This window comes from Candidatus Profftia sp. (ex Adelges kitamiensis) (assembly GCF_020342455.1).
Lineage (GTDB): Bacteria > Pseudomonadota > Gammaproteobacteria > Enterobacterales > Enterobacteriaceae > Profftia.
Genome location: NZ_CP080506.1, coordinates 887,929 through 911,423 on the forward strand (window position 1 = coordinate 887,929; position 23,495 = coordinate 911,423).

9 protein-coding genes are annotated in these 23,495 nt (G+C 22.1%); 7 read left to right on the top strand and 2 right to left on the bottom strand.

All coding sequences use genetic code 11. The features are described from left to right. The first annotated feature begins 232 nt into the window (after positions 1–232). The 4 genes from K0T98_RS02390 (at position 233) to kefB (ending at position 8,011) form a co-directional block, all read left to right on the top strand. Entirely contained in the window at positions 233–706 is a 474-nt protein-coding gene (locus K0T98_RS02390) for a DUF494 family protein (protein ID WP_225639265.1), read from the top strand. Between the two features lie 372 nt (positions 707–1,078). Then, complete coding sequence (locus K0T98_RS02395) at positions 1,079–1,651, top strand: Sua5/YciO/YrdC/YwlC family protein (RefSeq protein WP_225639681.1); 573 nt, start codon at positions 1,079–1,081, stop codon at positions 1,649–1,651. Between the two features lie 6 nt (positions 1,652–1,657). After that, positions 1,658–2,470, top strand: a complete 813-nt coding sequence (aroE, locus tag K0T98_RS02400; protein WP_225639266.1) for a shikimate dehydrogenase — start codon at positions 1,658–1,660, stop codon at positions 2,468–2,470. A 3,759-nt stretch (positions 2,471–6,229) separates the two neighbouring features. Continuing rightward, entirely contained in the window at positions 6,230–8,011 is a 1,782-nt protein-coding gene (kefB, locus tag K0T98_RS02405) for a glutathione-regulated potassium-efflux system protein KefB (RefSeq protein WP_225639682.1), read from the top strand. Positions 8,012–9,562: 1,551 nt separating this feature from the next. Here kefB and bamC read toward each other — a convergent pair. Next, positions 9,563–10,207: an outer membrane protein assembly factor BamC gene (gene bamC, locus K0T98_RS02410; protein ID WP_225639267.1), complete on the bottom strand. Its 645-nt coding sequence runs from the start codon at positions 10,205–10,207 to the stop codon at positions 9,563–9,565. A 4,230-nt stretch (positions 10,208–14,437) separates the two neighbouring features. Here bamC and pmbA point away from each other — a divergent pair. Next, complete coding sequence (pmbA, locus tag K0T98_RS02415) at positions 14,438–15,778, top strand: metalloprotease PmbA (protein ID WP_225639268.1); 1,341 nt, start codon at positions 14,438–14,440, stop codon at positions 15,776–15,778. A gap of 1,394 nt (positions 15,779–17,172) precedes the next feature. Then, positions 17,173–18,414 carry a multifunctional CCA addition/repair protein gene (locus tag K0T98_RS02420; protein ID WP_225639269.1) on the top strand — a complete coding sequence of 414 codons (1,242 nt, stop codon included), beginning with the start codon at positions 17,173–17,175 and terminating at the stop codon, positions 18,412–18,414. A 681-nt stretch (positions 18,415–19,095) separates the two neighbouring features. Here the strand turns inward: K0T98_RS02420 and bacA are convergent. After that, on the bottom strand, positions 19,096–19,911 hold the full coding sequence (bacA, locus tag K0T98_RS02425; protein WP_225639270.1) for an undecaprenyl-diphosphate phosphatase: 816 nt from the start codon (positions 19,909–19,911) through the stop codon (positions 19,096–19,098). Between the two features lie 1,983 nt (positions 19,912–21,894). Here bacA and murJ point away from each other — a divergent pair. Next, positions 21,895–23,436 carry a murein biosynthesis integral membrane protein MurJ gene (gene murJ, locus K0T98_RS02430; protein ID WP_225639271.1) on the top strand — a complete coding sequence of 514 codons (1,542 nt, stop codon included), beginning with the start codon at positions 21,895–21,897 and terminating at the stop codon, positions 23,434–23,436. Positions 23,437–23,495 lie beyond the last annotated feature (59 nt).

Below are 23,495 nucleotides of genomic sequence, written 5' to 3' on the forward strand. Positions count from 1 at the left end.
TATTACTGCTATTATAGTATTAATTATATATTATAATAGCAGTAATAAAATATTTATCTAAATTATAGAAATTAAACTAAAAATATTTACTTTAAAAAGATCATATGAAATAATAACTTTGCTAGATATTAATTAACGTAGAAGTTGTTGTGATATTCTTTTATCCTAAAAGAAGCATATTGGATTATCATTATATCCGGCGGCTATATCCAACTTGTGAAGAGGGATGGCCATGTTCGATGTATTAATGTACCTGTTTGAAACCTACATACACACTGCATTGGGCATACAGGTCGACCAAGATAAATTAACCGATGATTTAACACGTGCAGGCTTTGAACGCGAAGATATATACAGTGCTTTTGGTTGGTTAGAAAAACTTGCTATCATGCAAGAAACTAACGCAATGTCATACACATCATTTGCAAATCCATATCTAATGCGTATTTATACCACTGATGAAATGATACGTCTTGATAGTACATGCCGAGGTTTTATACTTTTTCTTGAGCAAATACAGGTATTAACTCCTGAAACTAGAGAAATGGTAATTGATCGTGTGATGGCATTAGATACAGATCATTTAGATATTGATTATTTAGAGTGGGTGGTACTTATGGTGCTTTTTAATGTACCTGGACATGAGTATGCTTATAAACAAATGGAAGAGTTATTATTCAAATTTCATGATGGTTATTTACATTAAGATATAATTTAAGTAATCTAAGAGATATAAGTAAAAGTGCGGGAATAAATCATTTATAATAGTGAGTACTAAATAGTATAAATTTAACATATAGTGTATATTAGATATTCATTGAGAATAATATACGGATTAATATGTTATTAAATTATATTTAAATCTTTATATATTTCTTTATAGAAATAATTAATCTAATGTATATAACAGATATTAACATTTGAGATATATTATTAATAATAATATAAGATATAAAAAATTTTGATAAAGAATATATTTTGTGTACTAAAAACTTTGATTAGCTTAAAAACAACCTAAAAATCATTAATAAATTTTATTTTACCATTTATATAGTAGATACAATAAGAGAATAAAACGATAAAAAATAAAAAACAACGCTCATCTCTTTTAAAACTGCTTTACGAGCTACATAATGAACAAGTTGTGGCTTATCCTACTGAAGCTATTTTTGGTTTAGGTTGCAATCCTGACAGTGAAATAGCCGTAAATAAACTCTTAGATCTCAAGAAAAGATCATGGAAAAAAGGATTAATCCTGATTGCTGCAAACTATAAACAACTTCTACCATATATTGATGATGAAAAATTATTAGGTAAAACAGCTAAAGATATACTCTCTTCCCGGCATAACCCAGTAACTTGGATTATGCCGGCTAAAATAATTACCCCTCAATGGCTTACAGGGCAATTTTCTACTATTGCAGTGCGAGTTAGCCAGCACCCATTAGTTCATACGCTATGTTCACATTTTGGTAAACCAATAGTGTCTACAAGCGCTAATATTAGCGGTTTAAAACCTTGCCGTACATCGTATGAAGTTTATTTACAGTTTGGTAAAAATGTTCCTATAATTCATGAGTTAGTTGGCACCAGTTTGAATCCATCTGAAATACGTGATGCACTTACTGGTAAATTATTTAGGCAGGGATAATATAAAATGAAATATTTTGCAGTGTTTGGTAATCCTATTAAACATAGTAAATCTCCGCGCATACATCAGTTATTTAGTCAACAGACAGGAATTCCTCTTCATTATGAAGCTAATCTGACACCCGTTAATTACTTCCAAAAAAATATTAAATCTTTTTTTATTAATGGGGCAATGGGGGCAAATATTACTACTCCTTTTAAAGAACAGGCTTATAACATTGCAGATCAATTAACTGAAAGAGCTTTATTAGCTAAAGCTGTTAATACGCTAAAATTATTAGATAATGGTAAATTACTCGGTGATAATACTGATGGTATTGGTTTAATAAATGATATTAAGCGTATTGGTATAGCTATAGTTCCTGAATCAAAGATACTTTTACTAGGAGCTGGTGGTGCTGCTCGTGGTATTATTCAACCTATATTATCATTAGGGTGTAGTTTAACTATAGCTAATAGGACTTATAATCGTGCACAAGAATTAGTCAGCATGTTCAGTTATTTAGGAAAAATTTCTTCTACTCATTTCAGTCTGCTATCAGACAAAAAATTTGATATAATTATTAATGCTACATCTTCTGGTATTAATGGAGAGATCCCTAATATTTCTCCTAAAATTATTGATAATAATACCGCTTGCTATGATCTTTTTTATCAGAAAACACTTACACCCTTCTTATCTTGGGCTCAAGCTCAAGGAGCAAGACATATTGCTGATGGTTTTGGTATGTTAGTAGCGCAAGCAGCTTATTCTTTTTTGTTATGGCATGGGGTAATGCCTAATATATCATCAATAATTAAGATAATGCATGACGAATAATAAAAATATAGAACCTACTAATGTATTAAGTAAATAAGACTTTTAAAACAAACTTATCTTTAATATAAGAATATTATTATTAAAATAATAATATTTTTATAATTGTATCTTAAACTGATTCTTTCAAAGAAAATATGTAATAATAACTTCCTTATAATAATTAAAATTATTTAATTAATAACTAACATACGATACTATATGAATAGTAATCTCTATATAAAAGAGAGAGCACTATAATTTTATTTAAAATACATATTATATTAATATTCATAATAATTTTTATTCTTACTGAAGTTCTTATTTTTATATATTATTTAATCATATAATAAATTAACCAGTAATAATTTATTTAAAATTATATATTTTTATATATTAATCAATATAAAGATTTTGAATAAATTTATTTTAAAAATTATTAAACTATAATAAAGAAAGTAAGAAAATAAAAACTAATTAACCTTAAAATATTGTACAGAAAAATTCTACTATTCAAATTAGCTAATATTTTTTTATTAAAGCATTTTTGCTAAAATTAACTTTATTAATATGAAAATATGTTAAAACATATATTATTATATTGATTATTATAATAGTTAATGAATATAATTTACATATGTAATAATTCTATTTAAGAAAAAATAATTATAATTATTAAAGTTATTAATAAACTAAATAATATTTTTACCACATGAATTAATAAAATTCAGTTATTATCATTCATTTTTAGGGTTAATAATTAGTGTATGATTAACTACTCTAATTTTTAGCATACAGCTATGTAATATACTATTATAACCTATACCTTGATAAGGTATATTTTTATTTTTACTTATTTTTAAAATTTTTTTTAATTATAGAGGTGATTCTTAGTATTAAATAGAGAATAAGAATATTATTCTATGTAATTTTGTATAAATTATAAATACAATTTACTGAGATACTTAACTATTTTTAGAAACTACAACTTCTATATACTTCTAGTGAAAGGGTAATCAAAGAAACAATAATAGTACCCCAATCAAATAAATTTATAATTCTCTGTTAACCCGAATAATTTTATTTTTTAAATTTATTAAAATTTAGATATAGTTGAATTACATATGGAAGAATTATTATAATTTTTTTATCTATCAGCCTGTTTATATTTTTTTATTTTAAATATCATATTTTTATTAAATAATATTCATAAATATACTAGTTGTATTATGATGATCCTATCATTATATATAAAATATATCTTTGTATATAATACTGATTAACTTTATAGATTATAATCTAATACCGTAGATATTTTGCATATCCTTCAATATACTAGATATTTTTTATTACTTGTGACTTACTAAAAGTCATACATCATCTAGTATTTGTACTATAAAGTATTCTACAAATGAGCACACTATTTTAAGTATTAATACTTTGTATGTGTATTCTTTTATCTTTATAAGTAAATATTAATCAACTTAGCTTAATAGTTATATTAGATAACAAAATCCATATATTTTAGAAAAACTCTGGGAAACATTATATAATATAATCTATCAATCTTAATCCTATCTCAATCTTAATATTTACACTAAAATTTAATCTCATTCTTTATTTTTAATTATTTACTATATAGAAGAAATATTTCTACTGAATTATAATAACTTATATACATTTAGGTAAAAAATTATAATAAATAAAATTATTCAAGGTAATAATAAGTATAATTAAAGTAGATTAAAACACTTATAAGGGTTTATTTAAAATATTTAAATAAAAATTACATATAAATGAGTAATTTTATTAATTAATATTAATTATTTTTACATAAAAATATAGTAATAAATTAAATATTCTCTATCATTATTGATGATATCAGTATATCTAATAAACTTACAATAGATACTAGTAATAAAAGCAATAATATTAAATTATCTTATATTTACTATATTGTATTAATGTGATAATAATTAGTATAAATTACTTTTAATAACCTAAATATTTGATATGGCTAAATATAAAATTAATGTAATTTTAAAATTCTTACTTAAAATATCTTAAATTTTTATAAATTATTTTTGCGATTAATATTATTATCTGTTTTTCTATTAAGAAGGATAGGTAATAATCGACTAATACTTTATAGTATTATAAATATTTATATTTAGTAGATAAATAAATATCATTTAGAATACAATTACAGTAACTATAATAAATATAGTTTATTTATTGTAGTTACTGTAATAAAACGAGTATTTTTTTGATATCTAAAAATATTTTAGATTTTTTATGTTTGTACTTAATAAGTACCATAATTATTCTTAATATTTTATAACTTTTTTATTAAATTATTTTTAATTATGATGATCTTTAAAGGGTCATTATAGTTATTTACGAAAATTTAATCTTACAGTATAGTCATACTGTCTGTAAGTTACAGTAGTATACTATAAATAGTTATAATTTATTTATTATATAAATTCTTACTGATAATATAAAAATATAAATATATCTTTAAGTAGACATTTAGGTTGGATCGTTATATTTTTATTTAATTCATTATCCAGTTAATATGAATAATAATATAAGCTAAAGATAAATATATAAAAGTTAGATATTTTATAATACAACTTCATAAAATTAATTTTTATTAGTTATTTAAGATAATTAAATTAAAATATAAATTAATTTATAGTTATTTAAATATAAAAGAGAAAAATAAGAATAAATTACCTATATAATGATTTTAGTTAACTATATAAAAGCATAATTACTAATATCTCTGATATTTACTTATAAACTATCTAATTTACATTACATAAAATTTAGGGTATTATCTAAATAATACTAATAGTATTTAATATAAAAAAATATTTTCTAGTTAATTAACATCAATCTCTAACATCTTTATTGAGTAATTTAAGCTTTATATATATTAGAAAATTTTATTTAACTTTTAATTATAATAGAAAATATTAATTATTTATAGTTATTTTATGGCAACTAAAATCTTCTATATGATATTTAAAATAGGAAATAATATTATTAATATAATTTATATCTAATAGATATAATCTCTAGTAATCATCACATATATAGTAAATTTACTTTATACTTAAAAAGTATTAAATTATTATTTTTTTTGAAATACAAACAATAATTAATATTAAATATATACCATTAATTTTATATCATTATTCATATGAATATATATAAATAATTATAAGTGAATACCTTGTATAACACTTAAATCTTATAGTAATAAAATAATAGTACTGTTTTATTTAAATCAAAATATAACACTGAATTCTATAAATATAGTTTTACTGCATCTAGTAGGGATCTTACATACTATTATCTTACATTATTTATATTTACACTATCCTATTTTTATAGGAATTACTTATAGTAATACATTATATTATTTTAACTATTTTCTATAAAATAAGCTACAACTACTTTTCTCAAGATAGAGAAAAACATAAAATATCTTAACGATAATATTTTTTTCTTTACCATATTTACATTAAAATATTAAAGAATTATAAGTCATATTGTAATCACTATCAATAAACCTGTAATAATTTATTAAATAGAATAAATTAGATTCTTTTATCTCTTGTTAAGAGATACTAATATGTATTCTTGTATGTATTTAATAACATTAAAATAATAGCTTTATATTAAGCTTAAAAATAAACCTAATATCTTAGACATTATTTAAAAAACTATAGACAATCTTTGTAATCACCTTTGACTGTAGGTAGTTAATTTATGATTGAAGAAATATCACTTTTACCAACTATAATACTATTTTTATTTACAGCAGTAGCTATAGTACCAATAGCTCGAAGAATTGGTATTGGTACGGTATTAAGTTTTTTAATTTCAGGGATTGCTATAGGACCTTGGGGATTAGGATTAATTCGAGATGTAGAAGAGATTTTACATTTTTCAGAACTAGGAGTGGTATTTTTATTATTTCTTATTGGTTTAGAACTTAATCCACACAGACTATGGGAACTAAGGAGCTCTATTTTTGGCATTGGTGCGGGACAAGTCTTACTGACTGCTATCATTATTGGTGGATTATTATTATTGATGAATTTTTCGTGGCAAGTAGCTATGATAGTAGGTATTGGATTAGCAATGTCATCAACATCTATGGCTTTACAAATAATGAGAGAAAAAGGAATGGATCGCAGTGAAAGCGGTAAGCTGGGTTTTTCAGTACTATTATTCCAAGATATATCTGTTATTCCTGCACTAGCATTAATTCCTTTACTAGCACGTTCTAATATTAAAGATATTGACTGGCATGTAATTACTATCAAAGTAGGAGTACTTTTAGGTATGCTAATTGGCGGACGTTATTTACTACGTCCTATTTTTCATTATATTACTGCAACTGGTGTACGCGAAATATTTACAGCTGCAGCGTTATTAGTTGTGTTAGGATCTGCTATATTTATGGATATGCTAGGTATTTCAATGGCTATGGGAACTTTTATAGCCGGTGTTTTATTAGCTGAAAGTGAATTTCAGAAAGAATTAGAAATTGCTATTGAACCTTTTAAGGGTTTACTACTTGGGCTATTTTTTATATCTGTAGGTATGGCATTAAATGTTAGTGTTTTATATATTCACTTACCGGAAGTATTAATAGGATTGGTTATTTTAGTGACAGTAAAAGGCGGTGTATTATTAATACTAGCATATATTGTTGGTATTCATAGCTCTGTACGTATGCATTTTGCAACAGTACTAAGCCAAGGCGGTGAATTTGCATTTATACTTTTCTCTGCTGCTAATATCCAAAAAATACTTCAAGAAGATTTAATGGCATTATTACTAGTAATTGTTACTTTATCTATGATAACAACACCTATAATAATGCAGATTATCGATCACATATTAGAAAAACTTTACAACCAATCCAAGAAAAATAAAAATACTCATCATATAGAGCAAAAATACGCTAACGTCATTATAGTAGGATTTGGGCGTTTTGGTCAAGTTATAGGACGATTATTAGTAATTAATAAAATACGTATTGCAATTTTAGAACGTGATGTAAGCACAGTTAGTATGATTCGTCATTACGGTTATAAAGTTTATTATGGGGATGCTACAGAATTAGAATTACTACGTACTGCTAATGCCCAAAAAGCTACAGTTATAGTTATTACTTGCAATAAACCTGAAGATACTTTGGCGATAGTATATCTATGTCAACAGCATTTTCCGCACTTAAAAATATTAGCACGAGCACGAAGTAGAGTTGAAGCCCACGAATTACTTATAGCCGGTGTGAATCAATTCAGTCGCGAAACATTCTCTAGTGCGCTAGAGTTAGGTCGCAAAGCGTTAATAACGCTAGGTATGCATTCACATCAAGCATATAAGGCTGAACAACAATTTCGATGTATGGATATACGTATGCTACGAGAAATAATGCCTAGTCATAATGGTGATATTACACAGATTTCGCGCATGAAAGAAGCACGAAAAGCACTAGAAGATATTTTTCAACAAGAAATACATTATAAAAAATGGTAGGTATATACAAATAGTACGAAGAAAGACTTTAATGTCACTCTTATAGTTAAGATATAAAACAAAAATAAAAATCAAGATTAAAATTAATTATATAATTTTTATTATAAAAAGATATAGTACATTCTATTTATTATAGAACTCTATAAGAGAAGCTTTAAGATCTAAAAAATTAAATAAAAATAAAAACATTTAACAAATTAATGTTTTATATATAAATTATTAATATAATAATATTTATTTAAAAATAATAGCAATATATTTTTTATATTAGACTAGTGAAATTCTTAATTTAAAAAAATATTATTTAATAATGTCATATTAGTGACTTTAGAATATCTTGTTATGTTCATTTATTACAAGAAACTTAGTTAACTACAAATCAATTTGATTAAGTAATCATATATATTATATAAAAATTTGTCTATTTAAATATAATAAATTATTATATAATTATACTACAAATATTACATAATAAAAATATCTCCATAATATTTCTTTCTTTATAAGAATATTCTTTTATATTTTAAATAGAATATAATATTAATAACTACAAACATTATAGTAACAATAAAATCTGTAGTAATCCTTAACATATAGCGAGTAAAATTACTTAGAAATAGATAATAAAACATATAAAATTATATTAAACTCTTATAATTAATTGGAGATAACTATTATTATAGTTAGTGACATTTATGTTAAAAACAAAACTATTGCTAGTATAACATGCAATAAATTACTAATTGAGATCAATTAAAATATAAAAATATAAAGATATAAAATGATGAACTATCATAATATAATTACTTATGTAAGATTGCATTAATTATATGATAATTAAAAAATCATTTTATAATATAGTAGTAATAAAACCTTACATTAAATATTAATTTAATAGCAAGTATAATTCTGTTGTATGTAAAATAAAGGTGGTTTTATTAAAATATAATTTAGTATTTAATAAAAAACTAATATAACTAATGTCTTAACATATGTAATGATTTATACTTATTGCTTGTATGCAATATCGGAATATATTAATCTTAATACAAGAGAAATATAAAAAATAATATACTTATCATAAATAAATAAATAAATAAATAAAATAATGTTTTAATTATAGTGTTAAAAAATAAAGTATATTTAAATTATAAGGTTTTTTATGTAATATTTTACATTAAAAAAGCATTAACTATTTATATATTTATATGATGATTATGTCATCAACAACTTCTTTTATTGCATTACTTACATGATATAATACATCTAATGTACTAAAACAAATTTAATATATAAAAACTGTAAAAAATTATATAAGTTTAATTATATAACTTAATAATACAATAAGCATTTTATATAAACCTCTTATTCCTTACTCAGTAAGCTTAATAAATTTTATGTACTATCTATTTAATTCATTTATTAAATAATAAAAGATTGGCTAATTATATTTAATAATAAAATTTAAAAGTAAATTTTTCTTATATAAATATATTATTCGTTTGTATATATCTATATAAAAAACTTAAACTAATATTTCTTAATAAGTTATTAGTATCTACTTAAAACGTCCACTAGATTATTTAATATATAAGCTGCATAACGCTGAATTTGTAACTGCTCATTTATAGGGGTAGTACCCATCTTTAAACTTAAAGATTTCACAATAATTATTTTTTGATTATTTTTTTCTGATTGTACAGAAATCTGATATCTACCTTGATATTGTAAATTTTCATCATCACGATAAAAATTAATCCAATCAGTTGTTAGTTTACATAATGTATAATTATAACTAGAAATTGAATAGTCTAACTTTTTAATTATTTGTATAACCTGATACCATAAAGTATTTACACTTAAGTTACTCTGAAAAAATATCATAGCTGTATTATTAATAAATTGACCATGTGAATTTTTTAATAAAGCAAAAATCTGTGTTGGTGGTCTAATATCTAATTTCTTACCTACTTTACCATTAATTAAAGGTAAGTAAATATCATAAGTATCATTTCGTAACGGCATAATTATTCCAGATGGAGCTTTTAATTGTGGATGCATTACTGCATGAAGATACTTATCTGATCCGTTTACTTGATACTTATAATTCTGATTTATCGAACATGCAGATAATAGTGTTATTACAAAAAATTCTAATATACTTGACGATATTAAATTTTGTGCTAAATAAGACATGTAATATCTCTAAATAAAAGCAAGAAAAAAATACTTATTATTAATAAATAATATGAAGATGTCATCCATATCGACATTAATGTAGTAAATAAATATTTAGTTATGTAAATTGTTTCATATAAAACTAATTTTTATAGTATATAAAAACTTATATACAAGGTTATATAATTTACTTATAAATAATTACATAATTCATATAACAACTCTTAAATATTTATTAAAATTATAATTTTGTAAAATATCTTTTTAACCAACTTAATAAATTATTGATATTTAGTCTTGTAATATCTGCTTAATATTAATACAATAGTTATATTTAACCATAAAAAAACAAAATATAAAATTATTAATACAATATCTTACTTATTATAATAAAGTATTAATATAGCTAATATTTAGAATTATATAACAAAAATTATATCTTAATCAGATATTTATGAACAATTATATTTATAAGTCTAATAGACTGGTAATACATTTAGTAAAATATCTAAAAGATATATTTAAATATAATTTCTCTGAAATTAGTCTTTAAATATACGTATAGAATTATTGATTTACATAATATTTTATTATAATAAATATATTTTAAATTATCTATAATTTAGCTAACGTAATATTTTTGTATTAATATCAACTTATATACATAAAGAATAGTCATGTTAAAATTAGGAGCTTTATTGTACCCTTAATTTTATAAAATATTATTAATATTTTTATCTTCATGTCATGTAACAAATTGTATATCTACATTATAAAGTTAAAAAATATTTCATATTTATTGTATATGTTAAAATTATAACTAATAAGTTACTTACAGTTAATATAATGCGTTTAGAGTAGTATTTATGAAATAACTTTTATAGTTTAGATACAGTATCTTACATAGATTATATATAAATAAATACTTACTAAAGTATTACTTTAATAATAATATTAAAAGAAATTTTTATAAAAATAAAATCTTTTATAATAGATAACTTATAAAATAAAAATAAATTATCTATCGATATGATATATTTCTAATACTAATTCAATAAATCTAAAATAATTATTTAGAATTAATATAAAAATATAATTTTTATTTTAAAGTATTAAAAATCTTATTTAATTAAGAATTAATACTTTATTATTAAAAATAATTTAAATTTTTATAATAAATATTACACATCTTTATAGCTATAAAATGAATATTTATATTAAAATATAAAGTATAGTCATACTAGTTTTTAACAACTTGATCCAGTAAGTAATAGTATTTAAATTACATAAAGATAATTATGTATAATAAAAATATCTAATAACCTCCTACTGATAGTAGTTACATCTTATGTATTTGTGTGTGTTTAAAATATAAAAATTCTTTCTATGTAATATCCCATTAAAATTAATACTATACCATAGCACAGCAAATAGTTGCTTACTAAGCATATAAAAATATAAAAATATAAAAGCAATCTAAATGCCAACATAAATATATCATAAAATAATATCATTAAAAATACTAGTTAATCTATTAGTATTAGTATTAGTATTAGTATTTAATGTAAATCAATTATTATATTGTAAATATTAATTAAATCTAACTAATTTCTTATCCTTCATTAATCTACTACAAATAAATCTTATATAAAAACAAAAAAATTATTTTCCTAATCTATTAAGATAGCATCTTAGATTAAGATAGTGTAATATACTAAATTTATAATTTTAATAACTGCTAACAATTATATTTAAATTATAAAATTATCTAATTAATAACCTGAATGTATCTATTCTTATAAAAATATATATTTCTTCATTATAACATAATAAACATTGTATTTTCTTATCCTTAGAAATACATGTACTCATTATGAAATATCTTTAAATATAACTTAACTACTTATCTTTAATATAATAAAATTTATTTTTATATAAAAATAATATATTAGGAAGTATAAAAGTGTATTACTGCTAATATGCAATATTACATATATTTGATATTATCAATAAAAATTATCAACAACATAATAATGCTTTTACAAAAGTATAGTTATAATATATATATTATTTTATTAATTATATAAAAATTAATAAAATTACTTATATATGATATCCTACATAAAGAATATTATTATATTTATATAATTACATAGAACTATAAGTTGGACCTAAAGAAGTCTATACAAAATTCATAAATGTTCTAGCTAATAATATTAACATTATTACTGTAATATTACTACAAAGTGGTTATAGAAAATCTAGTATAAATAATAAGCATATAACAAAATATATTATTGATTGAGTAAGTTATTTTATAAACTAGAAAAATTAATAATATTATAAATATAACAATTAATATTCATGCTTATATATATTATATAAATATTATTTAGGAATATTTTAAGGGCTATTTATTTATTAATTTTAAAAAATTAACAAACTATTTTTCATTATATAACCACTTATATTTAAATTAAACGATAATAATGAATATTATTTTAAGAAAATTTAATTAAATGTAATGAAAATGATTTCTTATAAAAAATAAAATATAGCTTAATATTTAAGATTGGTAAAGTATTAAATTGATACACTCTATCTCACATAATAAAACATTTAATACTACCTACCCACTACAATAAAAGAATAGTACTTAATATCAGTATATAGGATAGTGATTCCATGTAAATAGCCATTATGAGTTATTCAACATATAACCTATTTGCTATAATATAGCAGTATATATCTACAAAAGCATATAAAATCATTACACACACAAATATAAGAACTTTTATATAGTAGCGTGATAGTACTAATTAAAAAAATATTTTTTAATTCCTAATCATTAACAATTCTTATATTCCATAGTATTATTAATTATTAAAATAATTAAAATTTTATTAAGTCAATCAACTTAAATAATATAAAGAATATTTTGATATGTATCTAAATACATACATGTAATACTTATTACATGTCTACAATAATAACACTATATAAGAATATAAATATTATTTAATGATATATTTAATATTTTTATAATACTACAGAATATAATCACTATTTTGTGATTTATTTAAAAAAAATAACTACAATAAAAGTTATTTTTTTTAAATAAATAATATAAATATTGAAATATTTTCTCTTTAATAAAGTTTACATTATTTTATGTTATCTATCATAATCTATATTACAGGATTTTAAGCCTATCATCTGAATAATTAGGCATATTCACTTATTAGTGAATACTAACTTTTTCTAAGTTTATGTATAATATATATTAGTATTACTTAAAATATTTAAGTAAATTATAAATAATTCATTTAATTAATTAATTTAATATTTACTAAATAAAACTTATATCTACTAAAATTAGTGATAAGATCTTAATCTATTATAGTGATATTTTTGATGTTATATATTTAAATATTAACTAAATAATAAGTGAAATAAACTATGTTAATTTATACATCTTTAGGTGTTAAGATATAGTAAACATTTAATATTTGTTATAATATATAGTCTATAAATATCAAAAGCATTAAATAGCAATATTAGTTAGTAACATAACCGTTAATAATATTTAATTTACTTAAATTCTTCTTAAATTATTCAGTAAATTAAACTAGTATACATATCATATTCTTATAAAATAAATAACAATTTAACCAAAGATAGTTTTATTCAAACATAATCTTTTATACATGCTTCAATTGTAAAAATATACTATCATTATCATCTTTTTATTTTTTTATAAATTATTTATTAGTTATGATAAGAAAACTTTATTAAAAGTATATTTCCAATATATTCAATGTATCATAATAAATTATTAGTGTTATATATTAATAATACGAACCATAAGAGTATTTTATTCTTAAATTACTTTTATTAGGATTACAAAAATATATATTTAATAATCTTAAATATAATTAAAAATTAATACAGTAAAAATCTTGTAATTTATATAGTAGTATACTATACCACAGTTATCTTTCTGCAAAAAATAGAAATAAAATAAGTTTTAATCTTTTAGTTTTAAAATAAACATAATTTTTTTATTAAAAACCTCTATAAGAGTAAAAATTTAAAATATTTTATATTATACTATATTTATATCAATATTATTATATAATAGTAGTTAACTTAGTTTTTAAAATATTTCTTTAAAAAAATATAGTATGATAAACTACTATAATTAGTATGTTATTAATTTAATCCACTTCTATCATGGTGGCAAATTTTATGAAAATAATTACTCAAATTGCAGAACAACGGAATATTCTAGAAAACTCTGTTGCACAAGCATTAGAGCTAGCTAAAACAGGCACAGATGAAGTAGAAGTAAGTATTACTAAAACAATTGGTACTAGTATTAGTACTCGTTTTGGTAAAGTTGAAAATATTGAATTTAACAATGATGGTGCTTTAGTTATTACTGTATTTTATCAAAAAAGAAAAGGTACTGCTTCGTCAACAGATCTTAGCCTAAAAGCAATATCTAATACTGTAAATGCTGCTATAGATATTGCACGTTATACTTCGCCAGATCCATACTCAGGAGTAGCTGATAAAGAACTTTTAGCACTAGATACAATAGATCTAGATCTTTTTCATCCATCCGAATTGGACATAGAAAATGGCATTGAATTAGCTGCACGTGCTGAGCAAAATGCATTTAATTTTGACAAGCGCATTACTAAGTCCGAAGGAGGAAACTTTAATAGTCACTATGATATTAAAGTTTTTGGTAATAGCTATGGTATGCTGCAAAGTTATAACTCTAGCCGCTACTCACTATCTAGTTGTGTGATTGCTGAGCATGAGGGTAATATGGAGCGTGACTATGCTTATACCGTATCACGTGAAATAAAGGAACTCAAAAGCCCAGAATGGGTAGGTGAAGAGAGCGCACGTCGTGTTATATCACGTTTATCACCAAATCGATTGTCTACTATGGAATCACCAGTAATATTTGCAGCAGAAGTTGCAATAAGCCTTATAGGGCATTTAATAATGGCTATCAGCGGTAGCTCTGTATATCGTAAGTCTACTTTTTTATTGAATAAATTAGGTAAAAAAATATTTCCTGAATGGTTAACAATTGAAGAACAACCACATATACTTAAAGGTATAGCCTCAGCTCCTTTTGATAGTGAAGGAGTACAAACAGTAACACGCAATATCGTAAAAAATGGCATACTACAAACTTGGCTCATGAATAGCTATTCAGCGCGCAAGCTAGGCATGAAAAATACTGGTCATGCTGGTGGTATTTATAATTGGCATATAGTAGGGCAAAGTTTATCTTTTAAAGATATTTTAACAAAAATGGATACTGGTTTTTTAGTTACTGAACTAATGGGACAAGGTGTAAATAACGTAACTGGTGACTATTCACATGGAGCTACAGGTTTTTGGGTTAGTAATGGTAAAATTCAATATCCAGTAAGCCAGGTAACTATTGCAGGTAACTTACAAGATATGTGGTTAAATCAAGTCGCTATTAGCGATGACACTGAACTACGTAGTAATATCCAATGTGGATCTATTCTAATAGAAAAAATGAAGATTGCTGGGAAATAGATAATAAACATAGAAAATACAATTTGATTGGACGTGGGGTATTTATAGTGAAATAATTTTTATATGAAAAATTTACACTTAATTAAATAATTATTAACATCAATTATATGTTTTAAAAAAATATCTTATAATTTTAAATGCTTTAAAATAAAAACTCAATGTATATAATAAAATTTTTAAGAAACTAGTAATACTAACGATATATAAATTCGATAAAAAATCTTCTTCTTTTTTAGAAGAAGATTTTTTAAATATATTTCATTTATATATTCGCTAAAAAATGAATTTTATAGATGTTTACAATAAAAAATAGAATAATCTTTGAAAGTAATTGTGCCACTAGAAGTAGCATATCCGGATATATACCTTAATTAAATTAAAAATTAAGATAATGAGCTTATTCAATATAAATCAACTTAATAAAATACAATAACTTGAGTCTTTTATAATATTAAAATTTAAAATTTTTAAAAAATATTTTATATTAAAACATATAGTATAAAATATACTATTAGTACTAGAACGTACTAGAATTTTTATACAATAATAAAAAAATTACTTGATAACATTATTTTAAAATATATTTTTATATAGTAACATATTAGATATATATTACTTACTTAATACAGATAATAATATGTAAAAATTGTTTTTTATACAATCAAATTATAATACTATTTTTAACTTTATAATATAATAGTAAATTAATATATATTATTATTAATTATTAATACTAAAATAAACTAGTAAATTACTAATTTTTTAGAAATATAATAACTATCTAAGATAAGTGAAGGCTATTAAGCATCTTTGGTATCTTTTACTAAATTAAACCATGTTAAAACGCTATATATAATAATTATTATAAATTATAGAAACATAGAGTAATAATATTTTTATTATAAAATATATTAATTGCTAAATAATCTAATAAGTATAACTAGATATATCTCTTCTAAGTTCTTAGAAATTACCTAGTACTTCTATACTAGAAGTAAATATTTTAATATTTAAACTACATTGTAATTTTAATAAAATATAAATATATATTCTAATATTAGAAAATTTTTTTGATAATAAAACTTATATAAGTATAGTGCTTTTTATAAACTATAGATAAAGATTATAAGATGTTATCTAAAATTCAATTTAATATCTACATAGATAGTTGTGACTATATAGATTATTAATTATCTAAACTTCTTATTTTTATAAATAAAAAATATTGTAGTTTTTATTTTTATTAAAAAATATAATTTTATAAAACTTAATATAAAACTAATAAACATAATAAATTTTATCATCCTAATAAAATATTTAATAATTCTTATATTATTAAGGGAAGAAAATGAATGCTAAAATAATTTTAAAAATTAATTAATAATGGAGTGAGTTTGAAAGTTTTTCTAGTAGGCGGAGCTATACGTGATAAAAAATTAAATTTACCTATTTATGATCGCGACTGGGTTATTGAAGGTGCAACTCCAGAGGAACTCATTACTAAAGGATTTCAGCAAGTTGGTAAAGATTTTCCAGTTTTTTTACATAATGAATCTCACGAAGAATATGCATTAGCTCGTACTGAACATAAATTAGGCCATGGATACACCGGTTTTATTACTTACTTCTCACCTGATGTGACTATAGAACAAGATTTAATACGTCGTGATCTTACTATTAACGCTATGGCAGAAAGCCCTAATGGAACCCTTATTGATCCTTATGGAGGTCTACAAGACCTCAATAATAAAGTTTTACGTCATGTATCAGAAGCCTTCCGTGAAGACCCTTTACGTGTTTTACGTGCTGCTCGTTTTGCTGCAAGATTTGCTCATTTAGGATTCCATATTGCACCAGAAACTATGGAATTAATGAAGCAAATGATAACTGATAATGAGATTAATCATCTTACACCAGAGCGTATATGGTGTGAGACAAAAAAAGCATTAAAAACACAAAATCCTCAGATTTATTTTCAATTACTACGTGACTGTGGCGCACTTGCTATTTTACTCCCAGAAATAGATAATTTATTTGGTATATCTATGTGTAAAAAGTTGTATCCAACAATTGACATGGGTATTCATGCATTAATTTCATTAGAAATAGTAGCTAAAATAACCGAAGAAATTGATGTTCGTTTTGCAACATTAACATGTAATTTAAGTAACAGTTTGCCTCACTATCAATACTGTTTACCACACCATAAAAATAAATATAGTGAGGTAAGCTTAATTGAAATGCTTTGCCATCGCATACGAATACCTAACTCTATTCGAGAATTAGCAAAAATAGTATCTAAATATAATAATCTGCTCAATAATATAGAGATATTAGAACCTGAGATGCTCCTTATATTATTTAATTCTATTGATGTTTGGCGTAAACCAAAACGCTTAGAACAAATAATTATGATTCACAAAGCTTGTATTTTCGGATATACCAATACTAAAGATAAAATATATTCACAAGGGTCTTATCTAAGATCAGCTTATAAAATTATTCAAAATATATCAGTACGCGCAGTCATCGATGAGGGATTTAAAGGACAACAAATAAGCAAAGAACTAAGAAGACGCCATTTAAGTGCACTAAGTCAATGGAAACACGACATTTCTAGTAAAAATATATATTAATAATATCTATTGAAGAATATTAAATTTAATTTAATACTACTATTTAATAAATACTAAGTAAGGATGAAATAAATAATAAAATAGATATATGTTATATTAACATATAGTGTATATTGCTAAAGCAATACTTCTATTATAACTCATAAAGATTATATTAACGTATCCTTGGTAATATACCTTTATAACTTGAAATAATTACATCTACTTATAATTTCTATAACTTACTAGTCATCTAAAATGTATTTTTATTAATTTAATTGATTAATTAAATTAATTTAGTTTAGAGCCTAGAATTATTTTAAAAATTTTCTATTTATTAAAATAGTTTTCTTGATTGATGTATATTCAAGATTATATGCTTTAGTTAACTATCAAAAGGAATATTGTTTTATAAAAATTAAATAAATAAAATTAGTATTATTCACCATAAAAGCATAACTTAAAACTTTTTAATTCTTAATCTTTAATCATTCCTAATATTAAGTATAATATGTAAATATATTTTTATATATAAAATCTTTTTGTTATAGTATATTATATACTTAAACTATTATTATATTTTTGTATATAACATATACTTATTGTTTTACTTTCAATAAATTTAGCGGGAAAAAAACTTCATTGTAATAATTTTTACATAAATTTCTATATAATAAACCTTGTATTAATTTGTATACTTTATTAACACATAGTATATACTACTGCTGCAACAATAAAACGATAAATTACAAATGGTATAAAACAAATCTTTCTAATAATTCTAAGAAAAGTATTAATAGAAATGAGTGCTACTATGAATGCTGTTATAAAACCAACCATAAATATCGGTAAATCAACCATAGATAAGAAAGGTAATCTATTGTATAACTCTAATACTGCTGCACCTATAATTATAGGTACAGATAAAATAAAAGAGAACTCTACAGCTGAAAAACGGCTAATACCAATTAATATACATCCAGATATAGTAGCACCTGAGCGAGAAAATCCTGGACAAAGTGCTAGACATTGAAAGCAACCAACTATAAAGGCCTGTTTATAGGTAATATCATCTATACCTACTGAGCAAGGATGTTTTAGACTAAACCATTCTGTTACAAGTAACATTAATCCCCCTAAAATTAACGTAAACACTACAGTATATGGCACAAAAAGCGTCTTTATCTTATCTTGAAATACTAATCCTATTAATACAGTAGGCATGATTGCTAAAATGATATGTATCAATGTTAAATAACCCTGAGAGTTTCTATCATGAAATGAAGTGTAACCAAAATGAATACCAATTAAGCTACATAAACGACGCCAGAAAAGAACTACAACAGCTAAAATTGATCCTAACTGAATGATAATATCAAAGGTCCGAACATTATCGCCTTCAAAACCCAACAAATGTCCAACAATAATCATATGTCCTGTTGAAGACACTGGAAGAAATTCGGTCATACCTTCTACAAGACCAAGAATAAATGCATTTATTAATAAACACGAATCCATAAGGTAATACCTTGATAACAATATTAAACAAAATATATAAAGAGGTATTGTCTTTTATTAAGTATAACTATAACAAGGACTAGTTAGGGGAATTAACGATACTAAAATATATAAATTATTAAAAATAAATAAATAAAATTTGTCTTAGAAATGATACAATAACCTATATATTATTAAATTTTAATACCTACAATAACTAAAAACTTATTGAATATATAGGATTTCACCAAATTTATAATTAAAAATATAATTAACTATTAAATTTTTTATATATTTAATTTTGAAATGATAATTTCAGTTAATTATTTAATCTTTATTTTTATAAAATATTTTAATCTTATATAGTATTATGAAATAAATTTCATTAAAATATACAAGAATACATATTTTATACTGCAGTATCTTTTTTTAAAAAAATACTTGAAAAAATAATTTTTAATAATTTTATAAAATTTTAAATAACCAATACTTTAAAATATGTATGAAAATTTATTAGAAATTTTATATAACTATAATAAATAATCTATATAAATACTTAAATAAGTTTTTAAAAAGTTTATACTCTTTATATCATAATACACTATAAAATAATTACAAAACAACCATTGATAATTGATCTACTAAATGACATAGCACTTATATACTACTATAATTAATATAATAATTTATAATAAAATATTTTTTAAATTATATCATCTATATTACAAAATTATAGTAAAAAATAATAAAGTTCTTAAATACACTAAGTTAGTGTATAAAGAAATTTAAAAACATGAATAGTTTGAAGATATATATATAACATTAACTCTAATATTTTACTTATAATATAATACTTTCAATCTTTATTAATAAAATTATTAATTAATTTTTGATAATTAATTTAAAAAATTAAATTATTTCTTTTGAAGAAATAAGTAAATATTGATTATTTACTCTGACATGTTTAAAACACATTATAACTCTTTTTAAATTGCATATTTTTGTAACTAGAATTTCTTAATAAGCAGTTTATAAACGAATATATATTTATATAGTTTAAAATACTATATATATTTTATATATAAAAAAATATATATAAATTTTTTCAAAAAGCATAAATCTTAGAAAGATATATTTAATTAAAAATTGTTTTTAAATAAAAGCACTAAAAATTTAGTGTACTATAAAGAGATATTATAATAATTTAGGTTATAATAAATAAATTGAGATTATAACTAAATTTATTTATTATGCATGATTTTTAAATTAATCAATATATTTATAAAATATAAGAATATATAATACAAACTTATTCTAATAATTTTTATAATTACTTATAGTAATATATAATAAAATGTTATAATATGCTTTTTGATTATGTTTTATAGCATAATATTATATTAATAATATTTCTATATTTTTAAATACAATCAGTACAAATGCACATATATTTTAGATTATAGATAACTTACTAAAATAAAATATAATAAATTTTAAAATAATATATATTACTTAGATTGTTTGTGTATCTAAATAGATCTTCGTTAAGAACAAGAAAGATTCAATGCATTATATATTGCATATAAAGTAAAAATACTTACTTTTATTGTAAAATATTAGTTTATATATTTATTTATATTAATTAGTAAATATCAATACTAAGGTTATAGATCTATTAAATATTATTAATGATTAAAGTCAAAAAATATAATATTCTACAATAATGATTACTACTGCATACTAATTGCACATATATCAGTAGGCATAGTAAAATGATATTTTGCATACAATTTAATTAAATTTAATTAAAGATACTATATAATATAGTATCTATAATTATGATTATATATTAATTATCTGTACGTAAGGCTAATTACTTTATTATATCTCCATATTAATTTTTAATATGTCTATCCTATAATTTACTAAAAATATATAAGTACTATCATTACTCTACTATTTTTACTATTATTTAGTAGAATACTTAACTTTTGAAAATACAGTATGAATTTATTTAAAGCACTTGCGACAATAAGTATAATGACTATATTCTCTCGTATATTAGGATTTATAAGAGATATGCTTATAGCACGCTATTTTGGTGCTGGAATGACAACTGATGCCTTTTTTGTAGCCTTTAAACTACCTAATTTACTTAGACGTATTTTTGCTGAAGGAGCATTTTCTCAAGCTTTTGTGCCTATTTTAGCAGAATATAAAAAACAACATAGTAAAAAAGATATACATAATTTTATTTCTTATGTAAGCGGTATGTTAATACTAATATTAACAATTATTATTATATTAGGAATATTAACCTCTCCATGGGTGGTTTATATAACAGCTCCTGGTTTTTTAAATTACACAGATAAATTTAAGCTTACTTGTTCTATGTTACGAATAACATTTCCTTATATTTTACTAATTTCTTTATCTGCTTTAGTTAGTGCTATTCTTACTACTTGGAATTACTTCTCAGTACCATCCTTAACACCTGCTTTTTTGAATATTAGTATAATTTTTTTTACATTATTTTTTACATCTTATTTCAATCCACCCATTATTGCTCTTGCCTGGGCAGTTACCTTAGGAGGGGTACTACAATTAGTGTATCAGCTACCATCTTTAAAAAAGATAGATATGCTCGTTTTACCTCGTTTTAACATAAGCAATGCTGGAGTATGTCGGGTAATAAGGGTAATGGGACCAGCAATTATTGGAGTATCTATCAGTCAAATATCTTTAATGATTAATACTATTTTTGCTTCATTTTTAGTGTCTGGATCAGTTTCATGGATATATTACGCAGATCGTTTAATGGAGTTTCCATCTGGTGTATTAGGGGTATCTTTGGGGACTATTTTATTATCATCATTATCAAAAACTATCTCTGTAGGTTATTTTAAAGAATCTTCTTATTTAATAGATTGGGGACTACGTTTATGTTTTATACTAGCATTACCCAGCTCTATTGCGCTGGGGTTATTATCAAAACCTTTAATTACGGTATTATTTCAATATAGACAATTTACATCTTTTGATACCAAAATGACTCAGAACGCATTAATTGCTTATGCTATTGGTTTGATGGGATTAATTTTAGTAAAAGTATTAGCACCAGCTTTTTATTCTTATCAGAATATTAAAACTCCTGTTAAAATTGCAATATTAACACTAATCCTTACTCAGTTCATGAATCTAGTATTTATATGTCCTTTTAAACATGCTGGTCTTGCACTTTCTATAGGATTAGCAGCATACTTTAACGCAATTTTGTTATACTGGCAACTACGTAAACAAAAAATGTACATTCCGCAACCAGGTTGGTCGATATTTATAATTAAAATAGTAGTTGCTGTCATGATTATGACAGTAGCTATTACTGGATTAATGTGGTTGATGCCTGAATGGGATTCAGGAGTGATACTAATACGCGTACTACGCTTAATAGGTATAATACTAGCAGGAGCCAGTTCTTATTTAGGAACTTTAGCTTTTTTAGGATTCCGAATAAATAGTTTTACACATAAATTTTTCGATATATAACTATGATTAATAGTTTTAATCAAGTAAATAAATTCTAGTAATAATTATATCAATAAAAG